Annotated in this window: 9 protein-coding genes; all 9 read left to right on the plus strand. The window is 31.4% G+C overall.

Translation table 11 applies throughout. The features are described from left to right. Positions 1-5: 5 nt before the first annotated feature. The 9 genes from B3N22_RS15710 to B3N22_RS15750 all read left to right on the plus strand — a co-directional run bounded on the left by B3N22_RS15710 (position 6) and on the right by B3N22_RS15750 (position 6503). Positions 6-1685, plus strand: a complete 1680-nt coding sequence (locus tag B3N22_RS15710; RefSeq protein WP_286908637.1) for a 2-oxoacid:acceptor oxidoreductase subunit alpha — start codon at positions 6-8, stop codon at positions 1683-1685. Then, positions 1685-2545 (plus strand): 2-oxoacid:ferredoxin oxidoreductase subunit beta, encoded by an 861-nt coding sequence (locus tag B3N22_RS15715; protein ID WP_286908639.1) that lies wholly within the window; start codon positions 1685-1687, stop codon positions 2543-2545. The genes B3N22_RS15710 and B3N22_RS15715 overlap by 1 nt, the downstream gene beginning before the upstream one ends. 108 nt (positions 2546-2653) lie before the next feature. Next, positions 2654-3004: an arsenate reductase family protein gene (locus B3N22_RS15720; protein WP_286908641.1), complete on the plus strand. Its 351-nt coding sequence runs from the start codon at positions 2654-2656 to the stop codon at positions 3002-3004. A 37-nt stretch (positions 3005-3041) separates the two neighbouring features. Then, positions 3042-3683, plus strand: a complete 642-nt coding sequence (locus tag B3N22_RS15725) for a carbonic anhydrase (RefSeq protein ID WP_286908651.1) — start codon at positions 3042-3044, stop codon at positions 3681-3683. Between the two features lie 71 nt (positions 3684-3754). Continuing rightward, positions 3755-4138: a YkvA family protein gene (locus B3N22_RS15730; protein ID WP_286908643.1), complete on the plus strand. Its 384-nt coding sequence runs from the start codon at positions 3755-3757 to the stop codon at positions 4136-4138. 98 nt (positions 4139-4236) lie between these two features. Then, complete coding sequence (locus B3N22_RS15735) at positions 4237-4782, plus strand: phosphatase PAP2 family protein (protein WP_286908646.1); 546 nt, start codon at positions 4237-4239, stop codon at positions 4780-4782. Between the two features lie 72 nt (positions 4783-4854). Next, positions 4855-5655 (plus strand): ZIP family metal transporter, encoded by an 801-nt coding sequence (locus tag B3N22_RS15740; protein WP_286908648.1) that lies wholly within the window; start codon positions 4855-4857, stop codon positions 5653-5655. 120 nt (positions 5656-5775) lie between these two features. Continuing rightward, the gene (locus tag B3N22_RS15745; protein ID WP_021801247.1) at positions 5776-6174 is read left to right on the plus strand and encodes a hypothetical protein; all 399 of its coding nucleotides are present in this window, start codon (positions 5776-5778) and stop codon (positions 6172-6174) included. Positions 6175-6203: 29 nt separating this feature from the next. Beyond that, positions 6204-6503: a hypothetical protein gene (locus tag B3N22_RS15750; RefSeq protein WP_073020037.1), complete on the plus strand. Its 300-nt coding sequence runs from the start codon at positions 6204-6206 to the stop codon at positions 6501-6503. Positions 6504-6629 lie beyond the last annotated feature (126 nt).

The raw sequence follows: 6629 nt of genomic DNA on the forward strand, positions 1-6629 counted from the left end.
TAGAAGTGAATTATAATGTTTTAATTGGCGGCGCTGCTGGCCAAGGTATGGATACTATTAGTAATTTTTTAGAAAAAATACTAAAGAAAAAAGGTTTTTATGTTTTTACAAACAAAGATTATATGTCAAGAGTAAGGGGAGGTCATAACTTCCTTCAAGTGAGGTTTTCAGATGAACCTATATATACTCATACTTCTAATGTTGATGTTATTTTTGCATTAGATCAAAACACACTAGATCTTCATATGGAAAGGTTAAGTGAACATGGAGTTGCTATAGGAGATGATGCATTAGTTTCAGAAGATAGCAGATTTAAGAAACTTCCACTAAAAAAGACTGCATTGGAATTAAAGCTTTCTAAAGCATTAGGAATGGTGGGATTAGGAGCTGTTATTAAGTTTTTTGGAATTTCTTTAGAGGGAGTAGAAGAAATATTTCCAAAGAAATTCGCACCTCAAATAAGGGAGACAAATATACAAGCTTTAAATAGAGGATATGATTTAATAGATACAAAATTTCAATTAAAGGGTGGAAACTTAGAAGACCATCTTTTACTTGATGGAAATACAGCTATTGCTTTAGGGGCACTTGCTGCAGGGGTTAACTTTTACTGTGGTTATCCTATGACTCCAGCAACTTCTGTAATGACTTATCTTTCTAAAAAACAAGTTGAAGCAGGAATAGTAGTAGAACAGGTTGAAGATGAAGTTGCAGCTTTAAATATGGCAATAGGTGCATCCTATGCAGGAGCTAAAGCTATGACTGGTTCTTCAGGTGGAGGAGTATCTTTAATGGTTGAAGCTTTTGGTCTTGCAGGTATTATGGAAACACCAGTAGTTGTTGTGGATTCTCAAAGACCAGGACCAGCTACAGGATTACCTACAAGAACAGAGCAAAGTGATTTAAGTTTCTTATTAACAGCATCTCATGGTGAATTCCCAAGAGCTGTATTATCAGTAAGAAATGCTGAAGATGCATTTTATCAATCTTTTAGGGCTTTAAATCTAGCAACTAAGTACCAAACACTTGTTATCTTGTTAACTGATCAATATTTAGCAGATAGTAAGGTTACAGTAGCACCATATAAGTTAGATGATTTAACTATTGAAAGAGGTAAGTGGGTAGATGGACCTTTTAAAGAAGGTGAAGAATATAAGAGATATGAACTTACAGAGGATGGAATATCTCCAATGTTAGTTCCAGGTAAAGTTCCAGGTCAAACTGTGTTAGTTGATTCAGATGAACATACTGATGAAGGTCATATAACTGAGTCAGGAGAAGTTAGAAATTCTATGATGGAAAAAAGAATGAAAAAGCAAGTTCTTATGGAAGCTGATATAGAAGAACCAGTTTATTTTGGAGTAGAAGAACCTGATACAGTATTAGTTGGATGGGGTTCTACTTATGGAGCCTTAAAGGAAGCTACAGATTTATTAAATAAAGAAGGACTTAAGGTTGCAGCATTAAGTTTTGGAGATATATTCCCATTACCTAAAAAGACTTTAGACAAGTTAAAAGGTAAAGTTAAGTTTATAAATGTTGAACAAAACTACAATGGTCAACTAGGTAAGTTTATAGCTAGCGAAACTGGAATTTTAATGGACGGAAGCATATTAAAATATGATGGACGCCAAATAAATGGAGTTGAGCTTTATGAAAGAGTAAAGAGTGAGGTGAACAAGTAATGCTTGATTTAAAGATATATGATTCAAAAGATGAAATTGCATGGTGTCCAGGTTGTGGTCACTTCTCAATATTAGATGGTATTAAACAAACCTTAGCTGAACTTGAGATTAAACCTCATGAGGCTGTTATAGTTTCAGGTATAGGCCAAGCAGCTAAGATGCCACATTACTTAAAGGCAAATGGATTTAATGGACTTCATGGAAGAGCACTTCCACCAGCTCAAGGTATTAAAATAGTAAATAAGGATCTTAAAGTAATTGTAGTAGGTGGAGATGGAGATGCTTATGGTGAGGGTGGTAATCACTTCCTTCATGCTATAAGAAGAAATGTAGATATAACTCAAATAGTAGGAGATAACCAAATCTATGGTTTAACTAAAGGGCAAGGTTCACCAACTACATTTTTAGGACAGGTAACTTCAATGCAGTTTGAAGGAGTTATGCAAAATCCTTTAAATCCTTTAGCAATAGCAATATCAGCTGGAGCAACATTTGTTGGTAGAGCTTTCTCAGGAGATAAGGAAACTATGGTTAAGGTATTAAAAGAAGCAGTAAATCATAAAGGTTATGCATTAGTAGATATAGTTGAACCATGTGTAAGCTTTAATAAGGTTAACACTTTCAAGTGGTATAAAGATAGGGTATATAGATTACCAGAGGAATATGATCCAACAGATAGAGCAAAAGCTATGGAAAAGGCTTTAGAATTTGGAGATAAGATTCCTACAGGAATTATCTATAAAGAAGAAGGAAAATCTGTGTTTGAGGATTTACATCCAATTGTTAGGGATAACCCACCAGTAGTGGACAGGGAATGGAATGTTAAAAACGTAGAAAAGTTCCTTAATGAGTTTAGGTAATAGTAAATATATAAGATGCTGCAAATTTAATGTAGCATCTTTTTTATTTTTGTAGTTACATAATTGATATTTGTGATATAATATATAAAAATTTGTTAGGAGGAGATTATGGAAGCATTATTCGTTAATTATCCTAAATGCACTACTTGCATAAAGGCTAAAAAATTTCTAAAAGAAAACAACATAGACTTTATAGATAGACACATTGTTGAAGATAATCCTACTAAAGAAGAGTTAAAAAAATGGTTAGACAAAAGTGGGCTAACAATAAATAAATTTTTTAATACAAGTGGGAAATTATATAAAGAAATGAATTTAAAAGATAGAGTAAAAAGTGATTCAGAGGAGTCTTTATTAGAACTACTTGCTACTAATGGAATGCTTGTAAAAAGACCTATATTAGTAACAGAAGACAAGGTTTTAGTAGGTTTTAAAGACTGGGAAAAAGAATTATTATAATTAGAAGTCGTAAGTAGGGGGCTATAAATTGACCAGAATGTTAGAAGCTAAGGAGTATCTTAAAAGATTACTTAAGGGAAATGAAAATTTTTATAACAAGGACAACTATGAAGAGGTAGATATATCAAATAATAAAATAGAAAGCTTAAGAGAAAATCAATACCCTTTTGGAGTAGTTGTATCCTGCTCTGATTCTAGAATTACACCGACTATAGTATTTAATCAAGGACTTGGTGACTTGTTTGAAATTAGGATAGCAGGAAATGTTATGAATGAAGATGCTTTAGGATCAATAGAATATGGAATTGAAGTTGGTGGAGCATCTATAGTTATGGTTTTGGGGCACGAAAACTGTGGGGCAGTTAAGGGTGCAATAGATCAATTTGAGGAAAAAGCAGAGTTTAATGGAAGTATAAAATATGTATTAAAAAAGATAGAACCATCAGTAAAGTATGTGAAAACACATTTTAAAGAGGACATCTATCTAAATACCATAAAAGTAAATATTAAAAATACACTAGATAGTATATATGAAAGTCCTATAATAAAGGAATTTATAGAAAAAAAAGAAATAATTCTAGTAAGTGCAATATATAAATCAGATGGAAAAGTGGAAGTATTAGAAGTCATTGAAAATAATATAGATAATCAGCTTATTAATACATTAAAAGCTATATAGACAGGTCATTAAGAGTGTATAAAATGGTTAAACTACTAGTATATAAATAAATTAAATTGGAAGGTGTTTTTATGAGAAAAAGCTACAAAAATCATTACTCTGAAAACAAGTTATTTTTAAAGTTAAAAAAGTATGCTACTAAAGCGGGTGCTAAAGTTGTTTATGCTATTTTAATTTTATTTTATGCTATGAAAAAACCTGAGATATCTATGAAAGAAAAGCTAATAGTAATAGGAGCTTTAGGATATTTTATTGCGCCAATAGATAGTATACCAGATTTTATACCACTTGCAGGATTTACAGATGATTTTGGAGCTTTGATGTTTGCATTAATAAAAATAGCAAGGCACGTTGATGATGAGGTAAAGGAAAAGGCTAAAAATAGATTAGATAGTTGGTTTAAAAATATTAATGAAGATGATTTAATAGTTGTTGAAAGAAGATTATTTACTTAAAAGCGGTTATACCGCTTTTATTTTTGTCATAGCTATACATGTATTAATTAGCGAAGGCAGTACTAGAAAAGTTTAGGTTTTTATTGAGGAGGAGAGTAATGGATTTTATTAAAAGTTTGGATTTAAATACTTTTGATTTTGTTCAGAAGTATATATCAAATAGTTTTTTGGATAGTGTTTTGCCTATCATAACCAATTTAGGTCATGGGGGTGCTATTTGGATTGTAATTTCATTAGCCCTAATAATAAGTAGAAAATATAGAAAAGCTGGAATACTTACATTAGCTGTACTTTTAGTAAACTATTTAATAGGAGATGTAGCATTAAAAAACATAATCGAAAGGGAGAGGCCCTTTATAAGCATAGAGGGAATTGAGCTTATAGTTAAGCCACCAAGCTCTTTTTCTTTTCCATCAGGACATACTTCAAGTGCTTTTGCTGCAGCTACTATATTAAGTTTACACATTAAGAAGTATTCTTTTTTATTTATTACATTAGCATGTATCATAGGTTTTTCTAGAATTTATTTATATGTACATTATTTAAGTGATGTCATAGCAGGAATGTGTTTAGGAATTGTAGTTGCAATGATATGTAATATAATTTGGGAAAATTTTTTAGAAAAAAAGTTTGCAAAAGTATAGAAAATCGATAAATTCTGATATCAATCTACTTTTTTTATTCATATATTGGATAAGGAAAGGAGATTGATATAGATGGAAAACTATAATCCTATCTTACTTGCTCTTATAGCGACTTTATTCACTTGGGGTATAACTGCTCTTGGAGCAGCAGTAGTTTTTTTCTTTAAAGACATAAATAAAAAAGTTTTAAATGCCATGTTAGGTTTTGCTGCGGGAATTATGATAGCAGCGAGCTTTTGGTCATTATTGAAACCTTCTATAGAGATGGCAGAGGAAATGGGAATTGTTCCTTGGATACCTGCTGTTATAGGATTTTTATTAGGTGGATTTTTTCTAAGAGTTGTAGATAAATTTTTACCTCACTTACACCTTGATAAAGGTGAAGGAGAGGAAGAAGGGGTTAAAACCTCCCTTAAAAGAAGTATACTTTTGGTTTTGGCTATAACCCTTCATAATATACCAGAAGGGTTAGCAGTTGGAGTTGCATTTGGAGCTTTAGCTGATGGTGGTTCTGGAGCCACTTTAGCATCAGCAATAGCTTTAGCATTAGGTATAGGACTTCAAAACTTTCCAGAAGGAGCCGCTGTATCAGTTCCATTAAGAAGAGAAGGGTTATCTAGATGGAAAAGCTTTATGTTTGGACAGCTTTCAGGAATAGTAGAACCTATATCGGGAGTTATAGGAGCAGTCCTTGTACTGACTATGAAAGGAATATTACCTTATGCCTTAGCCTTTGCAGCAGGGGCTATGATATTTGTTGTAGTTGAAGAACTAATACCAGAGTCACAAGCAGATTCAGGATCTGATATTGCAACTATGGGAACAATCTTAGGTTTTGCGGTTATGATGCTTCTTGATGTTGCTCTAGGCTAACAAAATTTTGTATTTAAGATAATTAATATCACTAACTTTTTTATAACTTAGAATAAATCTCCAGTTATGTAATATAGATATATTAGAAGATATTCATAACTAGGGGGTGAGGAGTAAAGCGTGGGAAGTGGTATAATTATAAAATGTAATAAATGTGAGTTTTCAAAGGAATTACTTTTAGGGTATGGAATGTATAAACCTACTTTTGAGAAGACAATGGAAACTATAGATGAAAGAAATATTAATGTTGTAGAAAGGTTACTAGAAAATTACTGTGTAGAAGATTTTCATGTAACTAGACAAATATACTATTGTGAAGAATGCTCTGAAATTGTAGATAAGAGTGCTTTAAAAATTGATTTTCAAGATGGAGTAAAGTTTGAAGAGCAAATGTACTGTAACAAGTGTAATAATAAAATGGCGAAGATTAATAATTTAAAAGAAATTGATAATATACACTGCCCTAATTGCAGAGAAGCTGCTTTAACCTATATAGAAAACTATATATCTTGGGATTAATTTTAGATATATTTGGAGAAAATAAAAGTATGGATAATATTAATAATTCTGACGAAAAAGTCTTTGAGGTACGTTTAAAAAGATATTGTGAAGATATTGATACTCTTATAGGAGAAAGTCTAAAAATGCTAAAAAATATGGGAAGGGAAGTTAAGTTTCTAGGTTTTGATAAATATAACTCTCTTATTTCATTGATAGATGGAGAGAAATATAGATGCGTTAGAGGGACACAGAAATCAGGTTGTGTGAGGTTTTTCAAAACAAACTGTGAAATTTTAGATTTAAAAAACAGAGATAGGGTTTTGAATATAAGAAAGCTTATAAATTAAGATGAAAAAAGATGTAATCATAATAATACAATGTCATTAAGTTAAGATGATATACTCAAAGAGTAGAGTATGTAGAAATACATGCCCTGCTCTTTTTTATAAGAAATTTTTAAAAAAAGTATTGAC

The sequence above is a fragment of the Clostridium sp. UBA1652 genome, assembly GCF_002320975.1.
In the GTDB taxonomy this organism is placed as follows: Bacteria; Bacillota; Clostridia; order Clostridiales; family Clostridiaceae; genus Clostridium_T; species Clostridium_T intestinale.